At 65.1% G+C, this 18,575-nt stretch carries 19 protein-coding genes; 8 read left to right on the forward strand and 11 right to left on the reverse strand.

The genetic code is table 11. The features are described 5' to 3' along the window. Positions 1 to 54 precede the first annotated feature (54 nt). Positions 55 to 612: a TetR/AcrR family transcriptional regulator gene (locus J0I79_RS19340; RefSeq protein ID WP_292862332.1), complete on the forward strand. Its 558-nt coding sequence runs from the start codon at positions 55 to 57 to the stop codon at positions 610 to 612. Positions 613 to 678: 66 nt separating this feature from the next. On the opposite strand, the gene J0I79_RS19345 is transcribed toward J0I79_RS19340, so the two are convergent. From J0I79_RS19345 to J0I79_RS19360, 4 genes are all read right to left on the reverse strand, one after another. Beyond that, a complete protein-coding gene (locus tag J0I79_RS19345; protein ID WP_292862335.1) occupies positions 679 to 2,409 on the reverse strand; it encodes a SulP family inorganic anion transporter in 1,731 nt (576 codons plus the stop codon). Positions 2,410 to 2,476: 67 nt separating this feature from the next. Next, entirely contained in the window at positions 2,477 to 2,755 is a 279-nt protein-coding gene (locus J0I79_RS19350) for a helix-turn-helix transcriptional regulator (protein WP_292862338.1), read from the reverse strand. Between the two features lie 94 nt (positions 2,756 to 2,849). Continuing rightward, complete coding sequence (locus J0I79_RS19355) at positions 2,850 to 3,551, reverse strand: phosphatase PAP2 family protein (RefSeq protein ID WP_292862392.1); 702 nt, start codon at positions 3,549 to 3,551, stop codon at positions 2,850 to 2,852. A 29-nt stretch (positions 3,552 to 3,580) separates the two neighbouring features. Next, positions 3,581 to 3,919, reverse strand: coding sequence for a hypothetical protein (locus J0I79_RS19360; protein WP_019862242.1), 339 nt, complete (start codon positions 3,917 to 3,919; stop codon positions 3,581 to 3,583). Positions 3,920 to 4,089: 170 nt separating this feature from the next. Between J0I79_RS19360 and J0I79_RS19365 the strand changes: the two genes are divergently transcribed. Next, positions 4,090 to 5,469 (forward strand): sensor histidine kinase, encoded by a 1,380-nt coding sequence (locus tag J0I79_RS19365; protein WP_292862351.1) that lies wholly within the window; start codon positions 4,090 to 4,092, stop codon positions 5,467 to 5,469. Beyond that, positions 5,466 to 6,125: a response regulator transcription factor gene (locus J0I79_RS19370; RefSeq protein WP_292862354.1), complete on the forward strand. Its 660-nt coding sequence runs from the start codon at positions 5,466 to 5,468 to the stop codon at positions 6,123 to 6,125. Before J0I79_RS19365 ends, J0I79_RS19370 begins: the two co-directional genes overlap by 4 nt. Positions 6,126 to 6,232: 107 nt before the next feature. On the opposite strand, the gene J0I79_RS19375 is transcribed toward J0I79_RS19370, so the two are convergent. Beyond that, positions 6,233 to 6,718, reverse strand: a complete 486-nt coding sequence (locus J0I79_RS19375; protein ID WP_292862356.1) for a hypothetical protein — start codon at positions 6,716 to 6,718, stop codon at positions 6,233 to 6,235. Between the two features lie 277 nt (positions 6,719 to 6,995). Here J0I79_RS19375 and J0I79_RS19380 point away from each other — a divergent pair, with 277 nt between their 5' ends. Continuing rightward, positions 6,996 to 8,999 carry a PhoX family phosphatase gene (locus tag J0I79_RS19380; RefSeq protein ID WP_292862359.1) on the forward strand — a complete coding sequence of 668 codons (2,004 nt, stop codon included), beginning with the start codon at positions 6,996 to 6,998 and terminating at the stop codon, positions 8,997 to 8,999. A gap of 141 nt (positions 9,000 to 9,140) precedes the next feature. Continuing rightward, positions 9,141 to 9,365, forward strand: a complete 225-nt coding sequence (locus tag J0I79_RS19385; protein WP_292862362.1) for a hypothetical protein — start codon at positions 9,141 to 9,143, stop codon at positions 9,363 to 9,365. Positions 9,366 to 9,376: 11 nt separating this feature from the next. On the opposite strand, the gene J0I79_RS19390 is transcribed toward J0I79_RS19385, so the two are convergent. The 3 genes from J0I79_RS19390 to J0I79_RS19400 form a co-directional block, all read right to left on the reverse strand. Continuing rightward, positions 9,377 to 10,057, reverse strand: coding sequence for a GNAT family N-acetyltransferase (locus J0I79_RS19390; protein ID WP_292862364.1), 681 nt, complete (start codon positions 10,055 to 10,057; stop codon positions 9,377 to 9,379). Next, the gene (locus J0I79_RS19395; RefSeq protein WP_292862367.1) at positions 10,054 to 10,539 is read right to left on the reverse strand and encodes a MarR family transcriptional regulator; all 486 of its coding nucleotides are present in this window, start codon (positions 10,537 to 10,539) and stop codon (positions 10,054 to 10,056) included. The genes J0I79_RS19390 and J0I79_RS19395 overlap by 4 nt, the downstream gene beginning before the upstream one ends. A gap of 97 nt (positions 10,540 to 10,636) precedes the next feature. After that, a complete protein-coding gene (locus J0I79_RS19400) occupies positions 10,637 to 11,824 on the reverse strand; it encodes an NAD(P)/FAD-dependent oxidoreductase (protein WP_292862370.1) in 1,188 nt (395 codons plus the stop codon). Between the two features lie 437 nt (positions 11,825 to 12,261). Here J0I79_RS19400 and J0I79_RS19405 point away from each other — a divergent pair, with 437 nt between their 5' ends. Further along, positions 12,262 to 13,299 carry a phosphatidylglycerol lysyltransferase domain-containing protein gene (locus J0I79_RS19405; protein WP_292862373.1) on the forward strand — a complete coding sequence of 346 codons (1,038 nt, stop codon included), beginning with the start codon at positions 12,262 to 12,264 and terminating at the stop codon, positions 13,297 to 13,299. A 141-nt stretch (positions 13,300 to 13,440) separates the two neighbouring features. Here the strand turns inward: J0I79_RS19405 and J0I79_RS19410 are convergent, their stop codons facing one another. The 3 genes from J0I79_RS19410 to J0I79_RS19420 all read right to left on the reverse strand — a co-directional run bounded on the left by J0I79_RS19410 (position 13,441) and on the right by J0I79_RS19420 (position 16,195). Continuing rightward, complete coding sequence (locus J0I79_RS19410; protein ID WP_292862376.1) at positions 13,441 to 14,202, reverse strand: ABC transporter permease; 762 nt, start codon at positions 14,200 to 14,202, stop codon at positions 13,441 to 13,443. After that, positions 14,199 to 15,125, reverse strand: coding sequence for an ABC transporter ATP-binding protein (locus J0I79_RS19415; RefSeq protein ID WP_292862379.1), 927 nt, complete (start codon positions 15,123 to 15,125; stop codon positions 14,199 to 14,201). The genes J0I79_RS19410 and J0I79_RS19415 overlap by 4 nt, the downstream gene beginning before the upstream one ends. A gap of 122 nt (positions 15,126 to 15,247) precedes the next feature. Continuing rightward, positions 15,248 to 16,195: a zinc-binding alcohol dehydrogenase family protein gene (locus J0I79_RS19420; RefSeq protein ID WP_292862382.1), complete on the reverse strand. Its 948-nt coding sequence runs from the start codon at positions 16,193 to 16,195 to the stop codon at positions 15,248 to 15,250. Positions 16,196 to 16,254: 59 nt separating this feature from the next. Between J0I79_RS19420 and J0I79_RS19425 the strand changes: the two genes are divergently transcribed. Then, positions 16,255 to 16,749 carry a MarR family winged helix-turn-helix transcriptional regulator gene (locus tag J0I79_RS19425; protein ID WP_292862385.1) on the forward strand — a complete coding sequence of 165 codons (495 nt, stop codon included), beginning with the start codon at positions 16,255 to 16,257 and terminating at the stop codon, positions 16,747 to 16,749. A 154-nt stretch (positions 16,750 to 16,903) separates the two neighbouring features. Then, positions 16,904 to 18,265, forward strand: coding sequence for a cytochrome ubiquinol oxidase subunit I (locus J0I79_RS19430; RefSeq protein ID WP_292862389.1), 1,362 nt, complete (start codon positions 16,904 to 16,906; stop codon positions 18,263 to 18,265). Positions 18,266 to 18,575 lie beyond the last annotated feature (310 nt).

Consider the following 18,575-nt stretch of genomic DNA (forward strand, 5'->3'; position numbering starts at 1 on the left):
TACTTGATTTTATATACGATCGTTCGTAAATCTTTCAAGACAGAGGAGGCCGGTATGGGACGAAATCGCAGGACGTCGAGGGATGACATTCTCGATGCCGCCGAACGCGTGGTCGTCCGGCTCGGCGCGGCAGGGCTTTCGATCGACGCCGTCGCCCGCGAAGCCGGGGTCAGCAAGGCAACGGTGGTTTACGACCACAAATCGAAGAGGTCGCTGATCGCGGCTTTGATCGACAGGCGCGTGGCCGCCGATAAAGCCTATGTGCAGCAATGCGTCGAGCGGGCGGCCGAAACGCCCCACCCCGAGCTTTTCGGACGCATCGCGGCCTCGGAGAAAGTCTTCGACGAGACCGACAGGGCAGTGGCGGTGGCGGTCAGCGCGTCGATGTCGCACGACGATTCCGTGCAGCAGACCATGCGCGACTGGACGGCGGAGGACCTCGATGCCATGCGCAAGGGGGACCGGCCGGACGATGCCCTCGTCGCCTATCTGGCGCTGATGGGCTTCGTCTACACGGAGCTCTTTGATTTCCACGAGTGGACCGGCGATGAGCGTCGGCGGATCCTCGATCGCATCCGGGCGATTTACGGTTCGGATCAAGGCGTCGCTTAGATCGATCACGCCGTGCCGCGTACGCCCTGGGAGAGGCGCGCCGCGTGCGGCGGCTGGCCGGGCTGTTCAGGCCGTGGAAGCCGCCCGCCTCAAACGCGCCCGCGCGTCGCGGACCGAGGCGGCGTAGGTCACCAGCGGAGGCTTGACGCCGTGGTTGATCAGCATGCGCCGTATCCGTGGCGACGCACCCGAGATGATGAAGCGCACGCCCGCGCGACTGGCCTTGCGGGCCGCGCTTTCGATGACATTGGCCGCTGTCGAATCGAAAAACGGCACGGCCGAACAGTCGAGAATGAAGTTGCGGCGCTGGTCAGCGATGCGGTCGAGCACGCTACCCACGGTCGAAGCGGCGCCGAAGAAGAAGGCGCCCGAGATGCGGTAGACGACGGTGTCGGCATCGCTCGCCTCATTGGCATCATAGCCGCCGTTGACGGTATCGGCGACATCGTCCTGCGCCAGATCCGCCTCGACCGCGACGGACTTCGCCATGCGGTCGATGAACAGGATGGAGCCCAGCGCGAAGCCGACGACAATGCCCTCGGTCAGGTCGCGGAAGACGACGATCAGGAAGGTGGCCATCAGCACCAGCGCATCGCCGCGCGAGGCGCGCAGCAACGTGGCGAAAGCCTGTTTCTCGAACATGTTCCAGCAAACCACGGCCAGCACGCCGGCAAGGGCTGACAGTGGGATGTAGCTGGCGAGCGGGGCCGCGACCAGCATCAGCACCAGCAGGATCCCCGAATGGACCATGCCTGAGACCGGGCCATGTGCGCCGGCCCGCACATTGGTGGCGGTGCGGGCGATGGTGCCGGTGGCGCAGATGCCGCCGAACAAAGCGGACGCGATGTTGGCGAAGCCTTGCGCCACGAGTTCGCAATTGGAGCGGTGCCGCCGGCCCGTCATGCCGTCGGCGACGACGGCCGAGAGCAGCGATTCGATGGCCCCGAGCAAGGCGAAGGCAATCGCATCGGGCAGCACTTCGACCATCCTGTCGAGGCTGACCGGCGGCAGAGCTGGCCATTGCAGGCTGCGCGGGATGCCGCCGTAGCGCGTGCCGATGGTTTCGGCCGGCAGCGCGAACAGCGCCACGGCGAGCGAGGCAAGGCCGATGGCGATCAGCATGGCCGGCCATTTCGGCCGCCAGCGCTTCAGAAGCACGATGGTCGCGATGGTCAGCACCGCCACGAAAGTCGCGGCGGGATTGATCGTGCCTGCCGCCTCGCCGAGCGCGATCAGCTTCGGCACGAACGGGCCGGGCTCCTTGCCCGGCAAGGTCAGCCCGAACAGTTCGACGATCTGGCCCGAGAAGATGATGACGGCGATGCCGGCGGTGAAGCCGACTGTGACCGGATAGGGTATGAACTTGATGTAGGTGCCGAGCCTGAGGTAGCCGATGGCAAGCAGGAAGACGCCGGCCATCATCGTCGCCAGCAGCAGGCCGTCGACGCCGACGCGCGCGACCGTCGCCGCCACCAGCACGATGAAGGCGCCGGCCGGACCGCCGATCTGGAAGCGGCTGCCGCCGAAAGCCGAGATGATGAAACCGCCGACGATGGAGGTGTACAGGCCGCGCTCCGGCGTCACGCCCGATGCGATGGCGATCGCCATCGACAACGGCAGCGCGACGATTGCGACGGTGAGGCCGGCGATGACGTCTGCCTTGAAATGCGCCGAGGTGTAGCCCTCGCGCAGCACCGTCACCAGCTTCGGCGTGAACAGTTCCGAGAATGTCGGCTTTGCCTGATGATGGACCGGCCGATCGACCGGTCGATACGTTGCCTGACGCGCCTGATCCATGGACTGCCACCCGCACCTTCAAGGCGGCGGGATCGTCGGCAGGACTGTCGGCGGTCGCCGTCGCGACTTATGCGGGCTCGGTCCTGGGGTCCGGCGGCACGGCGGGCTTGAGGCGCACGCCCCTGCCGCCACGCTCGCTGGCCTGGTTCTCGCCGATCAGTTCCACCCCGGCCTCGTCGAGAGCCTGGATGACCTTCATCAGCGTATCGACCACACCCCTGACCACGCCGTCGCTCGCCTCCATGCGCTGGATGGTCGGAAGCGAGACACCGGCACGCTCGGCGAGCGTCTTCTGGTCGATACCGGCCAACGCCCGTGCGGCGCGCATCTGCGCGGCAGTGATCATCGGTCGAAACCTATGTCTGAGCCTGCGGTAATAATGTTTATTGCTTTTATCATGATGTTTCAAGCATCATTTTGCATATATCAGACATGTGAGATCACTCACTTTCGTCGACCATCTTGCGCCGCTGCAGCAGCCTTGCCGCCAGCCAGCACAGCATCGCCCAGGCGAAGCCCGCGCACCAGCCCGCCAGCACGTCCGAGGGCCAGTGCACGCCGAGATAGATGCGGCTGACGCCGACCAGCACCGTGACCAGCACGGCTAGCGACAAAACGTAGACCTTCGTTGCCCGGCCACGCAGGAAGCGCGCGGCAAGCGAACCGAGCGTCAGGTAGGTCACCGCCGAAAGCATGGCGTGACCGCTCGGGAATGAGAGCGACGTCTCGTTGACCAGATGCGAAACGAGTTCGGGCCGGGGCCGGTCGATCCCGAGTTTCAGCAGGCTCGACAGGACCTGGCCGCCGGCCACGGCGACGAAGACGAGAAGCGCGGTCCCCGGCCTGCGGATCAGCAGGAGGTAGAGGATCGCCGCCGTCGTGATAAGCACCAGCACGCTGGCGCTGCCGAGGCTGGTGATGTCGCGCACCGCGCCTTCGAGCCAGGGAGGGCCGATGGGAATGCCGGGCTGGCCCGCCTGGCGGAAGGCGAGCAGGATCTCGGTGTCGAACCCGTGCGGCGCGGTGGCGCGCGCCATCTCCATCAGCTCGACGAAGCCCCACAGGCCGCCGGCGATGATCAGGCCGGCCAGCAGGACCGGAAATTCGATCCGGTTGAGCAGGGTCTCGGCGGTGCCCTTCATAGGACCGGTATCGCGGCCGTCATCTTTTGTCATCGCCCCTGCAGATAGGGTCCGAGCGTGATCAGCGCCACGGCCGCGATCGCCAGAACGATGCCGGTCGCCTGCAGCGCATTGACGCGCTCGCCGAAGAACACCAGCGCCACGACATTGACCGAGACCAGCTGGATGACCGCCGAGAGGCTGAACGAGACCGACATGCCGAACTCGCGGATCAGCCGCAGCATGATCAGATTGCCAAGGGAATAGAGCGCAAGCGTCAAAAGGATCTTGCCCAGGCTCGGCGCCAGCCCCCATTGCTTGGCGGCGGTGGCCGCCAGAAGGAAGATCACGGTCGAAAAACCGAGCTGCAGCAGTCCCGAAAAACTCAATGTTCCCTCCCCCTCGAAGCGGCTTGGGCCGCATGTGGCAGCGGACCTTGTTTCCGAAGCGCGGCGGAACGTCAAGCGACGTCCTTCCAATGGAGGTCTTGGCAACCGCCGGACTGAAGCTCAATGTGCCGATGTCGCCCAGCCTGTCGACAAAGGGCGGTCAGGGGCCCATGATTCGTCTTCTTCAGAACTTGGCGCGGCGCTGGAGCGAGCTTTCCCTTGCTCTCCAGTTCCTGGTCGCCGGCGGCTTCTGCCTGCTCGCCGTCATGCTGGTGGTGGGATCCTGGGTGACGATGCAGATCCGCGACGGTGTCATCCGCAATTCGGCCGCCACGACCGCACTCTATGTCGACAGCGTGATCGCCCCGCTGCTGCCCGACCTGCGCAAGAGCGAGCAGCTCAGCGCGTCCGTCAGACAGGCGCTCGACGAGACGCTCGGCCAGGGCGCTCTCGGCAAACGCCTGGTGTCGTTCAGGCTCTGGCGCCGCGACGGCACCGTGCTCTACGCGAAAGACGCAAGCCTGACCGGTCGCCGCTTCGACCTCAGCGACAATCTGCGAGCGGCCTTCAAGGGCAGCGTCGTGGCCCAGTTCGATACATTCGACGAGAACGAGAGCAAGGAGAAAGCCGTCGGCGTCCCCTTGCTCGAAATCTACAATCCGGTGCGCGAACCCTGGTCGGGCGACGTGGTGGCCGTGACCGAGTTCTACGAGGTCGCCGACGATTTCAAGGCCACGCTGGCTTCCACCCTGCAGTCGAGCTGGCTGATCGTGGCCGGCACCACCCTGACGGCGTTCATTCTTCTGTCGGGCATCGTGCTACGCGGCAGCCGCACGATCGACGATCAGCGCGGAGCGCTGCGCCGGCAGGTGTCTGAACTGCAAGGCCTGGTGACGCAGAACAGTGCCTTGCGGCACCGCGTGCAGCGGGCGTCCCGCCGCGCCACCGCGCTCAACGAAAGATATCTGCGCCGGATCGGCGCCGACCTTCACGACGGGCCGGCCCAGCTCGTGGCGCTGGCGGCGCTGCGCCTGGACAGTCCGGCCTTTTCCGGTCACGGTGAAAGCCCAGCCGAAGTGGCGATGATCCGCAAGACGCTCGAGGAAGCGATGCGGGAGATACGCGGCATCTGCACCGGTCTGGTGCTGCCACAGATAGAGACGGCCGCCGCGACCGACATATTGCGGCTGGCCGTCGAGGAACACGAGCGCCGGACGGGAACGTCGGTGGCGCTGACGCTGCCCGAACATCTGCCCGAGCCCGGCCCCTCCGAGAAGATCAGCATCTACCGCTTCGTGCAGGAGGGCCTGAACAATGCCTTTCGCCACGGACGCGGCAAGGATCAGGCGGTGCGCGCCGGCATGCGAAACGGCAGGCTTTTCGTCGAAGTTTCGGATGGCGGGCCGGGCTTCGATCCGGCACGGGCCGAGGGGCTGGGACTGGCGGGCCTCAGGGAGCGGGTCGAAAGCATCGGTGGCCAGTTCGAGACCTTGACCGGGGCGCAAGGCACGCGGCTGGTGATCAGCCTGTCGGTCGAGGAGCAAGCATGATCGGCGCCATCCGCATCGCCATTGTCGATGACCATCCGCTGTTTCGCGAAGGTGTGACGCGCAGCCTGTCGGAGATCGGCGGCTTCGAGGTGGTCGGCGAGGGCGCGACCGCGCAGGATGCCGAACGCATCGCCGCGACGGTGCGGCCCGACATATTGCTGCTCGACATTTCCATGCCGGGCGGCGGTCTAGCCGCGGTCGCAAGCATCCTTGCCGAATACCCCGCCCAGAAGATCGTCATGCTGACTGTCTCGGAGGCCAATGCCGACGTGACCGGAGCCCTCAACGCCGGGGTGCGCGGTTATGTCCTCAAAGGCGTCGGCTCACGCGCGCTCGCCGATATCCTGCATGACGTGGCGGCCGGAGAGAGCTATCTTTCGCCGACATTGTCGGCGCGGCTGCTGTCCGATCTCCAGGCGCCGCGGCCCGCCAATGCCACTGCGGACAGGCTGCGGCAACTCACCGCGCGGCAGACGGAAATCCTGCGGCTGGTGGCGGAGGGGCTGAGCAACAAGGAAGTCGCCTTGCGCCTGGAACTCCAGGAGAAGACGGTCAAGCACCACATGACCGGGGTGCTGTCGAAGCTGAGCGTGAGAAACCGCACCGAGGCGGCCCTGCTGATGCGTGAGTTCCGCGACCGCGAGAGAGACCGCTGACGGGCACTGCCTCGCCTGCGATCGCCCGGCGTGAGAAAAACTGTGTCACCCCCGCCGGGGGGCGGCGGGGGTGACGTGTGAAACCGGCCGTTGCCTGTTGACCGGCTTCACAAGGCCTTGAGACGGCTGACATCGGCCGGTGTGGCCCGACGGTCGATGATCGTGCGGCCGAGCGCGTCCAGCATTTTGAAACGGCCGTTCTCTATCTCCTCGGTCATGCCGTTGGGGTGCTGGACGGTGATCTTCCCGCCGTCCGTGTCGACCTTGTCGCCGGTCTTGGGGTCGACATGGCTCGTGCCCCTTTCTGTCCCGCCCCTGTCTATCTGGCCCTTGTCGGTCTGGCCCTTGCCGGAATTGCCGCCGTCGCTGTTCCCGCCGTTGGCGCCGTCCCCATTACCGTTGCCGCCGCTACCACTGTTTCCGTTGCTGTCCTTGCCGCCGCCATTGCCGCCCTTGGCGGCATGCGCGCTGGCCGCGCCGATACCGGGGACACAACCGTGCAGAACGATCTGGCAGGGAACCATCGCCAGCGCCAGGGCGCCGCCCAATGCGGGCGCCAGCCGGCGGCAACGGCTCCTGATCGATCCGTGCATGCTGATCTCCGTCGATAGAGCCGGCGCGCCCATCCTCAACGTTGCAAGGCAACCAGCATCGCCGAAAGACCTGGTGGCCGGAAGCGGCCTCCGACCGTTGCGTTTATCCTCCAGGACTTTTGAAAGCGCCAGATTGGACCAAAGTCCCAGTCCGCATGTGAACAACAGCCGCGCTACGCACCGCGGTCAGGTATGATGTCACGAAAATGTGATCGGCCTGCCGTAAGCGGGTCGGACAGGTACCCAAGCCCAGCCACTCCAAAGCCAGAGGCCCTTCATGACCGAACACCGCTCCCCCGACGCCCGATTCCGCACCAGCCTGCTCGAGGAAAACGACGGACCGGCCATCAACCCGACCGACAACCGGACCATGGGCGAGATCATCGCCGCGCGGTTCTCGCGCCGCGGCTTCCTGACCGGCTCGCTCGCCGTCGCGGCGATCGCGGCCACCGTCAGCCCGCTGGCGCTGGTTGCCGCCGACGACGCCCGCGCCGCCGAAGGCTCCGCCTTCAAGTTCGACGAACTCGAGGCCGGCATCGACGACAAGCACCATGTGGCGCCGGGCTACGACGCCGACGTGCTGCTGCGCTGGGGCGATCCCATGTTTGCCGATTCGCCTGACTTCGACCCGACGAAACAGTCGGCCGAGGCGCAGGCCAGGCAGTTCGGCTACAACAACGACTATGTCGGCTACATCCCGATCGACGGCTCGGCCGAGCACGGCCTGCTCGTCGTCAACCACGAATACACCAACCCGCATCTGATGTTCCCGGGCATCGTCAAGATCGTCGAGAAGGACGGCAAGAAAGAGCCCGAGCTGGCGCCGCTCAGCAAGGAGCAGGTCGATATCGAGATGGCCGCGCATGGAGGCACCATCGTCGAGATCCGCAAGGACGGCGGAAAATGGCAGGTCGTGCGCGACGGCAAGCTCAACCGCCGCATCACCTCCAACACGGAAATGGCGCTGTCGGGCCCGGTCGCCGGTCACGACCGCGTCAAGACCAATGCCGATCCGTCGGGCACGAAGGTCTTCGGCACGGTGAACAACTGCGCCGGCGGCGTCACCCCCTGGGGCACCTATGTCATGGCCGAGGAGAACATCCATGGCTATTTCTCTGGCGAACTGCCGGAGGGCCACAAGGAGGCCGCCAATTACAAGCGGCTCGGCATTCCGGAAGGCGCCTATGAATGGGGTGCGCATTACGACCGCTTCAACCTCGCCAAGGAGCCGAACGAGCCCAACCGCTTCGGCTGGATCGTCGAGGTCGACGTCAACGATCCGAACTCGGTGCCGAGGAAGCGCACCGCCATGGGCCGGTTCAAGCATGAGGGCGCCGAATCGATCGTCGCCAAGGATGGCCGCGTCGTCTTCTATCTCGGCGACGACGAGCGCTTCGACTATGTCTACAAATTCGTCACCAAGGGCACGTTCAACGCCAACGACCACGCCGCCAACAAGGACCTGCTCGACGACGGCACGCTGCATGTCGCCAAATTCGCCGAGGACGGCACGGTCGAATGGCTGCCGATCGTCTTCGGCCAGGGCCCGCTGACGGCCGAGAACGGCTTCGCCAGCCAGGCCGACGTGCTGATCGAGACGCGCCGCGCCGCCGACCTGCTCGGCGCCACGAAGATGGACCGTCCCGAGGACATCCAGCCCAACGGCGTCAACGGCAAGGTCTATGTGATGCTGACCAACAACTCCAAGCGCAAGGCCGACCAGGTCGACGCCGCCAATCCGCGCGCCAACAACGCCTTCGGCCACATCATCGAGATCGCCGAGGCCGATGGCGACTTCACCGCCAGCAAGGGCAAGTGGGAAGTGCTGTTGAAGTGCGGCGACCCCTCGGTGGCCGATGTCGGCGCCACCTTCTCGACGGCAACCACCGCCAATGGCTGGTTCGGCATGCCAGACAATTGCGCGGTCGATTCGGCCGGCCGCCTGTGGGTCGCCACCGACGGCCAGGGCCCGAAGGCCACCGGCCGCACCGACGGCCTGTGGGCGGTCGACACGGAAGGTGCGGCGCGGGCGACGTCGAAGCTGTTCTTCCGCGTGCCGATCGGCGCCGAGATGTGCGGACCGCTGTTTGCGCCCGACGACCAGACCGCTTTTGTCGCCGTCCAGCATCCGGGCGATGGCGGTGAGGACTGGGATGGCTTCGGCCGGCCTTCCTATTATGAGGATCCGTCGACCCGCTGGCCCGATTTCAAGGCCGACATGCCGGTGCGGCCGGCGGTGGTGGCTATCACCAAACAGGGCGGCGGCAAGATCGCGGTCTGATGCAACGGCATTGCGGGAACCGTCATGGCAAGGCGGGGGTTTGGCTCAGCCAAACCGCCGCTTCCGTTCGAAACCACTCAAGCCTCGGGAAAGATTGGCCATTCAGGATTGGCGCCCTAACTTCTCCTTCAGGAGAACGCCATGCCGAAGTCCATCTATGACCGTGGCCTGCTGAAGCCGGCCGAAGTGGCTACCTTGCAGCGCGTGTTCGACGAGGCCTGCCGACGACGCGAAGCCCACCCCGAATCGGCCGAGGCGCGCGAGATCGCGTTGACCCTTCTCGCGCTCCACAATGCCGGCATGGCCGACGAGGACATGCTGATGGAGGCCGTCGGCTTCCGGCGGCTGGAACCGAAGTCGGCGTAACCCCGATACGCCTATGAACTCCGCTGGACGACGGCCACATTCATCGTGGTTCTCAGCCTGAAGCCGATCGATTCATAGAGGCCGATCGCGGCGGTGTTCGCGGCATAGGCGTGCAGATAGGGAATATCGCCGCGCGCGAGAATCCGGTTCGCGACGAACACGGACAGCAGCCGGCCGAGGCCGCCACCGCGAAAATCCGGATGGGAACACACGCCGCTGAGCTCCGTATAGCCTGGCTGCTTCATGCGCTCGCCGGCCATCGCCGCCAGCCGGCCGCCGATTTTCACGCCCCAGAAGTCGCCGAGGCTCTGCGCCTCGAGCGAAAACGGACCCGGTCTGGTGAGCGAAGCGAGCGCCAGCATCTCCTGCGCATCGTCCTGCGTCAGGCGTTCCACGCGCTCGTCCGGGATGCTTGGCAACGGCGCCTCGGCGATCATCTGGACGGCGGCGGCGGTCAAGCTTGCCGCCAGCCCGGTCGGCAAGGCGATGGCATCCGCCTGCGCCATGAAAACGCTTTCGCCCGGCGCGACCAGTTCGGCAAACGCCCGCAGGCTTTCGGCATCGTCCACGGCGGTGGACGCGAAGGGAACGATCGAGGCGGGATAGCGCCGGGCAAGGTCGCCGCCCTGCGCGAGATGCCGATGCCTGGTGTCCAGCGCACTCCACACGGGACGGTCGAGTATGTGTCTCATTGGACGGCGCCTTTTCCGACACGGCGATCGAGCGGGGCCTCCGCCAGCCGATCCTCGATCGCGGCCAGTTGCCCGAGCAGCGGCCCCGACAGGCCGGAGCACAGATCGGCGACGGCATTCTCGATGCGGGGCCATATGTCGCGCCTGGCGATATCGACGAGTTGCTGACCGCTCGTGGTCAGGGAAACCAGCCGGCGGCGCTGGTCGCCCGCTGATTGTGTCACTTCGACGAGGCCGAGTTCGCCAAGCAGCGCCACGCTGCGCGTCACGCCGGGTTGGCTGACGCCAAGCGATTGCGCCAGCTCGCCGACGGGCAAGGGTCCCAATCGGTCGAGCGCGGCCAGCAGTGGGTACTGGCTGGACAGGACACGGGTTTCCAGGCCGTCGAGCAGGCGTTGCGTGTCTGCCTGCAATTGTTCGCCGAGCCGCTTCAGCCGGCTGCCCAGGCACAGATGGCCAAGAGATCGCAGGATATCTTCCATGGTCAATCCTTTGCACAAAAAGTATAACATGTTATATAACATGGTAATGAATTGGTCAAGCCCACGCGCCCTTGGGCCTGCCGGCTTCCGGTGAGGATCAGCGTGAGACGCCGGGCAGGCTGGAAGAGCGGGCAACGCGACCGGCTATCGCCTTGGCGAGGATGCCGGCATTGGCGAAGCAGCCACGGATGCTCGGGCGCATACCGGTGAACCAGAGCCCGGGCAGTTTCGGGTCGGCCTCTCCGCCATTGAAGAGCGGAACGCCCTTCTCGTCGAGGACGCCGAGATTGCCGACCATGTGCTCCAGCCCGGTGCGGTAGCCGGTCGCGGCGATGACGATGTCGGGATCGATCTGGCGACCATCGGCCAGGATCACGCCGCCGCGGGTGAACTCCCGTATCGCCGGAACCACGGTGATCTTGCCCGATTTGATGGCGGCGACGGCGCCGTCATCCGCGGCGATCGCGACATAGTCCGAGGTCAGCCGGCTGGCGCCGCCGGCCGGCGCCGGCGGCATGCCCAACCTGGTCAGGTCGCCGAAAACCAGGCGCTGCGTCGCGGCGATCGCCGCATCGGCAACGCGCAGCGGCAGGCTCGCCATGAGCGGCGAGAACCGGTGCACGGCGATCTTGCCGATGCGCTTGGGCAGGATTGCGGGGCCGCTGCGCGCCGACAGCCAGAGAGCCGCGGTATCGACATCAGCCAGATGATTGAGCGCGTCGAAACCGGAATTGCCGGCGCCGACGACCAGCACCTTCCTGCCGGCGTAGGCGGCCGCGTCGCCGAAATCGGCTGAATGGATTATCCGGCCGGGAAAAGCCTGCATGCCCTTCCATTGCGGTATGAAGGGTTCCTTGTCGCGGCCGGTGGCGACAATGACATGACGCGCCAGACGCGAGCCGGCGCTGGTGCGCACGGCCCAGTGATCGCCCCTGAAGACGATTGTCTCGACGGCAACGCCGAACTCCACCGGCAGCCGGTTGGCCTCCCTGAAATCGTTCATGTGGCGGATGACGATGTCGCGGTGCGGGAAGGCGGGGGTGTTCCGGGGATAGGCAAGGCCGGGCAGCGCCGAGAGATCGCGATGGGTATTGAGATGCAGCTGACCATGCCGCCGGTGCCAGGGCTCGGCCAGCCGGTTCTCCTTTTCGAGGATCGCCACCGGCACGCCGGCCTGCATCAAAGCCCGGGCGGCGGCCAGTCCGGCAGCGCCGGCGCCAATGACGATCGCCGGTTCGACCGCAACGACCTGGGCCGTCATCTGTCCGATTGTCGTATCAGCCATTCACTCTCAAATCCCATTCAACCATTACAGCCCGCGAAGCTCGCAGCGTGCTGTAACCGTTTGATCGCGCGCGGTCGCGTCGCGCGGACCGGCACCGGTTTTCGAAGGTTCGCGCCGGGCCGTGGTTGCGCCAGAGCGGTTCACCGCCGCGCACGGACAGCTTAAATCGCGCAAATACGGCCAAAACAACGACAAGGGACGGATGCCCGCTTCTGTCCGAAACCATCGAGCCCTATATGGCATATGCGCGGCATCGGCGATAATAGGTCGCGGCAATGTGATTGATTCGAGGTCCGGGGGCTGGCGGGTCTTTTATCACCAGCGCGGGAACCGAAGCCCACGATCGATTTCGGCCTCCCGTGTGAAATCAAGGCGCCCCCGGCGAGTCAGCGTGCCAACGGTTACGCAACGCCGCAGATGCACGCGGAATCCCGACCATGCCCTCCTTGCGGATCTATTTCGACAAAATCCTCGAGGGTGCCTCACCCAAGGTCGAGCGCGTGGCGCTTTCGCATGTCGAGCGCCTGGCGCTGGTGCGCCGCCATGGCGATTTCTCGCTCGCCTATTCCAGCGCCGTGCAGGGCAAGCTGTCCTATTTCGGCGACGCCGATGGCTACGTCGCCTTCGGCACCAAGATGAAGCACCATTTCGCGCTCGGCGATCCGGTGGCGGCTCCGGCCCGCCGGCCGGACTACATCAGGCGTTTCGTCGAAACCGCCGGCGATCCCTGGTTCGTGCAGATCGGCGAGGAGACGGCGCGCGTGCTGTCCGGACTGGGCTACAAGGTCAACCGGCTGGGCATCGACACCCGGCTGGTCCTGCCCGAGCATGATTTCTCGGGAAAGCGCAACGAGACGGTGCGCTATTCCGAACGCTGGCTGCTCAAGAAAGGGTTTTCCTTCGACGAGGACAGGCGCACGGTGTTCCTCGACGAGATCAAGCGGCTGTCGGACAATTGGCGCGGCGATCGCATTGTCAAGCGCTGGGAGATGGGCTTTCTCAACCGCCCCTTCAACGACCAGCTCGGCACCGACATGCGCCGCTTCGTCCTGCATGGACCCGACGGCGAGCTGATCGCCCTGCTCGACTTCGACCCGCTGTTCCGCGACGGCAAGGTGATCGGCTACACCACCGCCTTCAAGCGCAAGCATCTCGACGCCTCGCCGCATGCCGAGATCGGCCTGACCAAATATGCCGTCGACCGTTTCCGCGAGGAAGGCGTATCGGTGGTCACGCTGGGGCTCTCGCCGCTGCTCGATATCGGCCCGAGCGGCTTTGCCGAAAGCGATTTCTGGCGAAATACATTCCAGCGCACCTATGAATCCCCGTGGATCAACCGGCGACGGTTCAACCTTCAGGGCCAGGCGGCCTTCAAGCGCCGCTTCCATGGCGCGGAGGAGCCGGTTTACATCGCCTTCCGCAAGGGGAGCTTTATCGAGATGCTGGGGTTGCTGCGGCTGATCAAGGCGATTTAGGCTCGGTGTGCGGCTTCCTCATGGAATGCCGCCAACCTCGGTAACCGGCTGAAGCCTCCCAACTTCGGATAAGCGTCTCAGCCAATCAGCAAGTAATGGCGACTGCCAACGAACCCTGTACGTAGGCTGCGCTACCGCCGGTCAGTTCCGCAGCCTGTATCCCGTCCGGAATATCCAGGCGACGATGGCGATGCAGATGGCGAGGAAGACCAGCGTCATCCCCAGGCTGACGCCGACCGAGACGTCCGCCTTGCCGTAAAAACTCCAGCGGAAGCCGCTGATCAGGTAGACCACCGGATTGAACAGGGTGATCGTCCTCCAGATGCCGGGCAGCATGTGGATCGAATAGAAGCTGCCGCCAAGGAAGGTGAGCGGCGTGACGATCAGCAGCGGCACCAGCTGCAGCTGTTCGAAGCTCTTGGCCCAGATGCCGATGATGAAGCCGAACAGGCTGAAGGTGACCGCCGTCAGCACGAGGAAGGCGACCATCCAGAACGGATGCTCGATCCTGAGCGGCACGAACAGCGCGGCCGTCGCCAGGATGATCAGGCCGAGCATGATCGACTTGGTGGCGGCGCCGCCGACATAGGCGATGACTATCTCCAGATAGGAGATCGGCGCCGAGAGCAGTTCGTAGATCGAGCCGACGAATTTCGGGAAATAGATGGCGAAGGAGGCGTTGGCGATCGACTGCGTCAGAAGCGACAGCATGATCAGGCCCGGCACGATGAAGGCGCCATAGCTGATGCCGTCGATCTCGGTGATGCGCGAGCCGATAGCCGAGCCGAAGACGACGAAATAGAGCGACGTCGAGATGACCGGCGAGATGATGCTCTGCAGCACGGTGCGGAACGCACGCGCCATCTCGACCCGGTAGATCGCCCAAACGGCGCGCAGGTTCATGGCTCTTGCCTCAGAAGATTGACGAAGATCTCTTCGAGCGAACTGTTCTTGGTGTCGAGATCGCGGAACTGGATGCCCGATGCCTCTAGGTCGCGGATCAGGGAGGCGACGCCGGGCCGGTCGCTCTGGTTGTCGTACGTATAGGTGAGCTCGGTGCCGTCGCCCGATAGTTCGAGAGCGTAGCGCGACAGCCCGTCGGGCACGCTCGAAAGCGGCTCGCGCAGCTCGATCCGTATCTGCTTGCGGCCGAGCTTGCGCATCAGTTCGGCCTTGCCCTCGACCAGGATGATCTCGCCGCGGTTGATGACGCCGACACGGTCGGCCATCTCCTCGGCTTCCTCGATGTAATGAGTGGTGAGGATGATGGTGACGCCGTCCTCGCGCAGGCGGCGCACCATGGCCCACATGTCCTGGCGCAGCTCGACGTCGACACCGGCGGTCGGCTCGTCGAGGAACAGCACGCGCGGCTCGTGCGACAGTGCCTTGGCGATCATCAGCCTGCGCTTCATGCCGCCGGACAGGGTGATTGCCTTGGCATCCTTCTTGTCCCAGAGCGAGAGATCGCGCAGAACCTTCTCGACGAAGGCCGGGTTGGCCGGCTTGCCGAACAGGCCGCGGCTGTAGTTAACGGTGCGCCAGACGCTTTCGAAGGCGTCGATGGTCAGTTCCTGCGGCACCAGGCCGATCAGGCTGCGCGCCGCGCGATAGTCCTTGTTGATGTCGTGGCCGTCGACGGTAACGGTGCCCGACGAACGGTTTACGATACCGCAGATAATGGAGATCAGCGTCGTCTTGCCGGCACCGTTGGGACCGAGCAGGGCGAAGATCTCGCCGCGCTGGATGTCGAGATTGACTTCCTTGAGCGCCTTGAAGCCGGTGGCGTAGGTCTTGGAGACCCCTGATATGGACAGGATTGAGGGCATGGGCTGAAACGACTGCCTGAAAGAGGTGACCTGATATAGGCCGAATGGCGTTTCATGCAACTGCAAGTCGACGGCGCTGCTGACAGTTATGGACACTCACATTGCGCCGACAGCAGCGGTGCTCAATCGAGTGTGAGCACCGTCCGCCTGGCGCCATCGTTCTCGAGCCATGCCTGTTCGACATCCGCGAGCGGCACCGGCTTCGCCGAGATCCGCAGCCCGGCCGGAATGACGGCGGCGAACAGCTCGCCGACATAGGCGACGAGGCGCTGCATCGGGATGCTGCCGACTCCCGAACCCATCAGCGAGATCGCCGACGAGCGCAGCACCGCACTTGGCAGCGTGATGTCGGAGCCGCTGATCGAGCCGATCTGGACGAAACGGATCGGCACCGCCTCAGGACCAACCTTCGCGGCGGCGACCAGAAGGCGCTCGGCGCTCTTGCCCCAGAGATAGTCGAGGACGACATCGACGCCTTGCGCAAACTCGGCCTTGAAGCCGGCCTCGAGCGCCGCCTCGTCCTCGACAAGCGGGATCGTCACATCCGCCCCGAGCCCGGCGATTTCCTCGAGCGCCTTGGCGTTGCGACCGGTCGCGATCACCTTCTTCGCGCCGAGATGTCTGGCGATCTGCACGGCAAGCCGACCGGACGTACCGGTGGCGCCGTTGACCAGCACCGTCTCGCCGGCCTTGAGCTGAGCGCGTGCGCTATAGGCCGCCCAGGACGACATACCCGGATTGGCGATCGCCGCGGCGGTCACGTCGTCCAGGTCATCGGGCAACGGCAGATAAAGTGCCGGCGGCACGGCCGCGCGCTCTGCCATACTGCCCTTGGGCGCGACGAAATAAACCCGCGTGCCATCTTCGAGCCGGCCTACGCCGTCGACCCCGACGACGAAGGGGAACTGCCCGGTGGAACTGTAGTGCGTGCCGGAAGCGCGGCTCTTCACGACATGACTGATCGCCGCCGCGCTGACATGGACGAGGCGTTCCGACGCCGTTGGAACGGGCTCGTCGATTTCGCCATAGACGGGTGTTTTGCCCGCCTCCCAGACAATTGCTGCTTTCATGCCGGTTTTCCTTTCTGGCCGAGAATTTATGTGTATAATGCACATATTAGGAGTTTCGCATGACGTCAACCGAAAATGTGCAAAATACACGCATATCTGTCCTGCTTCGCCAATTGCATGGCTCGCTGCTGGATATCGCCGCCCTGATGAACCGGCCGCAGCGCGACGAGGTGCTGATCAAGGCCGCGGGGATTCCGCTCGACCGCGCGTTGTTTCCCTTACTTGTCGGCGTCGAGCGTTTCGGCCCGATCGGCGTCGTCGATCTCGCCGACCGCGCCGGTCGCGATTACACCACCGTCAGCCGCCAGGTGGCGAAGCTGGAGGAGCTCGGTCTGCTCACACGCCAGCCGAGCGCCGCCGACCGCCGCGTGCGCGAGGCGGTGATCAGCCCGAAAGGCAAGGCGATGACCGATCTCGTCGATCAGGCGCGTGAAAGGCTGGGCCGCGCCATTTTCACGAGCTGGGACGAGCACGAATTCGAGGAACTGGTCCGGCTCATGCGAAAATTCGCCGATGCCTTTGCCGACCTGCCGGCTGACGGCGACACCGCCTGACAGGGTGTTTGCCGGCCTTGTTTCACGGCGCGATCACGCCGGCCAAAGTGACAACATGTCCAATGCGGCAACGCGCCTCGCGTGGCGCTGCGCCGCTTTGACCGATGTCTGATCGAGGTGTAGCGTCAAAGAATAACAGCAGCCGGAGCCGACCATGGACACGCTGATATTGTCTCGCATCCAGTTCGGCGCGAATATCTCGTTCCATATTCTGTTTCCAACCATCACCATCGCACTTGGCTGGGTGCTGCTGTTCTTCAAGCTGCGCTACAACGCCACCAACGACTCCGCCTGGATGCGCGCCTACTTCACCTGGGTGAAGGTGTTCGCACTCTCCTTCGCCATGGGTGTCGTCTCGGGCGTCACCATGAGCTTCCAGTTCGGCACCAACTGGCCGGGCTACATGGAGAAGGTCGGCAACATCGCCGGGCCGCTGCTGGCCTACGAGGTGCTGACCGCCTTCTTCCTCGAGGCCGCCTTCCTCGGCATCATGCTGTTCGGCTTCCGCCGCGTTTCAAACCGCGTCCACACGCTGGCGACGGTGCTGGTGGCGGGCGGCACGACGCTGTCGGCGTTCTGGATCATCGCGCTGAACTCCTGGATGCAGACGCCGGCGGGCTTCGAGATACGCGACGGCGTCGCGCATGCCGTCGACTGGTGGGCCATCGTCTTCAACCCGTCCATGCCCTATCGCCTCGTCCACATGCTGCTGGCCTCCGGCCTCACCGTGTCGTTCCTGATCGCCGGCCTGTCGGCGCTGCGCTATCTCGCCGGCGACCGTTCGGAATCGATGTGGAAGGCGCTGCGTACCGGCGTGTTCACCGCCGCGATCCTTATCCCGGTCCAGATCTTTGCCGGCGACCAGCACGGACTGAACACGCTGGAGCACCAGCCGCAGAAGGTGGCGGCGATGGAGGCCAACTGGAACACCGGCCCCAACGTGCCGTTGGTGCTGTTCGCGCTGCCCGACGAGGCGGCGAAGGAAAACAGGTTCGAGATCGCCATCCCCAACGGCGCCAGCCTCATCCTGCGCCACTCGACGAGCGGCATCGTGCCGGGGCTCAACGACTATCCCGGCAACCACCCGCCGGTCTTTCCGGTGTTCTGGGGGTTCCGCATCATGGTCGGCACCGGCCTGCTGATGCTGGCGGTTTCCTGGTCGGCCGCCTTCTTCCTCAAGCGCCGGAACGCGCTGCCGAAGCCGCTTGCCATGCTGATGGTGCCGATGGCGCTGTCGGGCTGGCTGGCGACGCTGGCCGGCTGGTACACGACCGAGATCGGCCGCCAGCCCTGGCTGGTGACGGGCGTGCTGAAGACGGCCGATGCGGTCGGCCCGGTGGCCGGCAGCCATGTCGCGCTGACGCTCGCCGTCTACCTCGTCCTCTATGTACTGTTGCTGATCGCCTATCTCGGCGTGCTGGTGCACCTGGCGCTGAAGGCGGCCAAGGACGGCGATTCCTCGCCGCTGCCAGGCGTGATGAACGCGGCGCTGTCGCAGCCGGCTGCTGGAGAGTGAGCATGCTTGCATTCAAGGTCGGCGCCGCCCCTCACCTGCCTGCCGGCATCCTCTCCCCGTATAGGGACGGGGAGAGGGGTGCTGTCGCCGCTGGTTTCGCCAACGACCAACATGGGCAGGATGGCGCCGGCCTTGCGGCCAGCCCCCTTCTCCCCGTCACTATACGGGGAGAAGGTCCCGGCAGGGGGATGAGGGGCAGCGCCGACGTTCCTTCAGTCGCATTTCCGCCCCAACGCGTCGGGAGAGAAACATGACCTTCGACTGACCAACCGCGCTCCCCCTCATCTTTGCCGGCCTGATGGGGCTGGCG

The organism is Mesorhizobium sp. (genome assembly GCF_017306585.1).
Lineage (GTDB): Bacteria > Pseudomonadota > Alphaproteobacteria > Rhizobiales > Rhizobiaceae > Mesorhizobium.

What these genes read in the sequence shown, in the direction of transcription:
- J0I79_RS19340 (WP_292862332.1), top strand. Translation starts at nt 55, where the DNA reads ATGGGACGAAATCGCAGGACGTCGAGGGATGACATTCTCGATGCCGCC.
- J0I79_RS19345 (WP_292862335.1), bottom strand. Translation starts at nt 2,409, where the DNA reads ATGGATCAGGCGCGTCAGGCAACGTATCGACCGGTCGATCGGCCGGTC.
- J0I79_RS19350 (WP_292862338.1), bottom strand. Translation starts at nt 2,755, where the DNA reads ATGATCACTGCCGCGCAGATGCGCGCCGCACGGGCGTTGGCCGGTATC.
- J0I79_RS19355 (WP_292862392.1), bottom strand. Translation starts at nt 3,551, where the DNA reads ATGAAGGGCACCGCCGAGACCCTGCTCAACCGGATCGAATTTCCGGTC.
- J0I79_RS19365 (WP_292862351.1), top strand. Translation starts at nt 4,090, where the DNA reads ATGATTCGTCTTCTTCAGAACTTGGCGCGGCGCTGGAGCGAGCTTTCC.
- J0I79_RS19370 (WP_292862354.1), top strand. Translation starts at nt 5,466, where the DNA reads ATGATCGGCGCCATCCGCATCGCCATTGTCGATGACCATCCGCTGTTT.
- J0I79_RS19375 (WP_292862356.1), bottom strand. Translation starts at nt 6,718, where the DNA reads ATGCACGGATCGATCAGGAGCCGTTGCCGCCGGCTGGCGCCCGCATTG.
- J0I79_RS19380 (WP_292862359.1), top strand. Translation starts at nt 6,996, where the DNA reads ATGACCGAACACCGCTCCCCCGACGCCCGATTCCGCACCAGCCTGCTC.
- J0I79_RS19385 (WP_292862362.1), top strand. Translation starts at nt 9,141, where the DNA reads ATGCCGAAGTCCATCTATGACCGTGGCCTGCTGAAGCCGGCCGAAGTG.
- J0I79_RS19390 (WP_292862364.1), bottom strand. Translation starts at nt 10,057, where the DNA reads ATGAGACACATACTCGACCGTCCCGTGTGGAGTGCGCTGGACACCAGG.
- J0I79_RS19395 (WP_292862367.1), bottom strand. Translation starts at nt 10,539, where the DNA reads ATGGAAGATATCCTGCGATCTCTTGGCCATCTGTGCCTGGGCAGCCGG.
- J0I79_RS19400 (WP_292862370.1), bottom strand. Translation starts at nt 11,824, where the DNA reads ATGGCTGATACGACAATCGGACAGATGACGGCCCAGGTCGTTGCGGTC.
- J0I79_RS19405 (WP_292862373.1), top strand. Translation starts at nt 12,262, where the DNA reads ATGCCCTCCTTGCGGATCTATTTCGACAAAATCCTCGAGGGTGCCTCA.
- J0I79_RS19410 (WP_292862376.1), bottom strand. Translation starts at nt 14,202, where the DNA reads ATGAACCTGCGCGCCGTTTGGGCGATCTACCGGGTCGAGATGGCGCGT.
- J0I79_RS19415 (WP_292862379.1), bottom strand. Translation starts at nt 15,125, where the DNA reads ATGCCCTCAATCCTGTCCATATCAGGGGTCTCCAAGACCTACGCCACC.
- J0I79_RS19420 (WP_292862382.1), bottom strand. Translation starts at nt 16,195, where the DNA reads ATGAAAGCAGCAATTGTCTGGGAGGCGGGCAAAACACCCGTCTATGGC.
- J0I79_RS19425 (WP_292862385.1), top strand. Translation starts at nt 16,255, where the DNA reads ATGACGTCAACCGAAAATGTGCAAAATACACGCATATCTGTCCTGCTT.
- J0I79_RS19430 (WP_292862389.1), top strand. Translation starts at nt 16,904, where the DNA reads ATGGACACGCTGATATTGTCTCGCATCCAGTTCGGCGCGAATATCTCG.